Below are 1213 nucleotides of genomic sequence, written 5' to 3'. Positions count from 1 at the left end.
TTATTTTGCATCCTGCATAGCAAATACCTTTTGCAACAGCACCGAAGTTCTCGCACTCAAATTTGTTCTAATATTTTTTTCCTCGACAGCAACCATCTTAAAAACGCCATTTAACGCTTGATTGGTCACATAATCAGTCAAATCAGGATTCACTTTGTTCACTAGCGGAATGCTATTGTATTTGGTAATAATATTACTCCAAACCTTATCTGCACCTACTTTTGTGAATGAATTTTTAATTACAGGATTAAATTTTCCGTATAAAGCAGTAGTAGTGCTATTTTGTAAGTACGTTGTTGCTGAACTTTGATTCCCCATCAAAATAGTTCTTGCATCATTAAATGTCATATTTCTTACGGCGTCAACAAATATGGGAGTCGCTTCCTTCACAGCATCTTCAGCAGCGCGATTCAATACTTTCAAACCTTCGTCCGCTAATGAGCTTAATCCAATTCTACGCAAACCAGCATCTACTTTTCTTAGTTCTTCTGGCAATAAAATTTTCACTGCCTCATTTCGAAAAAAACCATCGGTAGCTGTCAATTTTGTTACTTGTTTCGAAATTCCGTTGTTTAGCGCTTCCTTTAATCCTCCAGCAATATCAAGACCTCCTATCCCTTGCGTTTGCGGAAACTGATTCATTACTTGTTGCATTTCGGCGCAACTGGAGAGCGAAACCGCTACTAGTACAATAATAATTTTTTTCATCGTAAATTAGGTATTCATTAATTCGCCAAACGGCATTTGTAAAAATACAACTTATTCAAAAATAAAGCCAACTAATATTTTGGAGCACTAATTTTGGTGTTTTAATCATAATCTGTCCCGCTTTACGCTATATCCCCGCCAGAAAAAAACGGGGGATGCCGCTTCAATCGGGGCTAGACAACAAAATTCTCCTTTATTTACGAACAACAAGGAACAACAACAAATGATTTTTAAAATAAAATTGTAAATTGCAGGCTTAAATTATCATATTCATAAAATGGAACAACAAATACCATATATCCCTAACAATAAAGTAAGAATTGTTACCGCTGCAGCTCTTTTTGACGGTCATGATGCCGCTATCAACATTATGCGTAGAATTATTCAGTCTACAGGAGTTGAGGTGATTCACCTTGGCCACGACCGAAGTGTAGAAGAAGTAGTGAATACAGCAATCCAAGAAGATGCAAATGCTATTGCCATAACTTCCTATCAGGGAGGACAT

General features: G+C 36.8%; 2 protein-coding genes. One reads left to right on the top strand and one right to left on the bottom strand.

Translation table 11 applies throughout. From position 1 onward, the window contains the following. On the bottom strand, positions 1 to 708 hold the full coding sequence (locus AC061C_RS15805; RefSeq protein ID WP_478291969.1) for a DUF4197 domain-containing protein: 708 nt from the start codon (positions 706 to 708) through the stop codon (positions 1 to 3). A gap of 277 nt (positions 709 to 985) precedes the next feature. On the opposite strand from AC061C_RS15805, the gene AC061C_RS15800 reads away from it, so the two are divergent. Next, positions 986 to 1213 (top strand): cobalamin-dependent protein (locus AC061C_RS15800; protein WP_478291968.1); only part of this gene is annotated, 228 nt, incomplete at its 3' end.

The sequence above is a fragment of the Flavobacterium sp. GNP010 genome, assembly GCF_056428945.1.
Note: the sequence above shows the minus strand (reverse complement) of the source record. Positions and strands in the feature narration are given on the sequence as shown.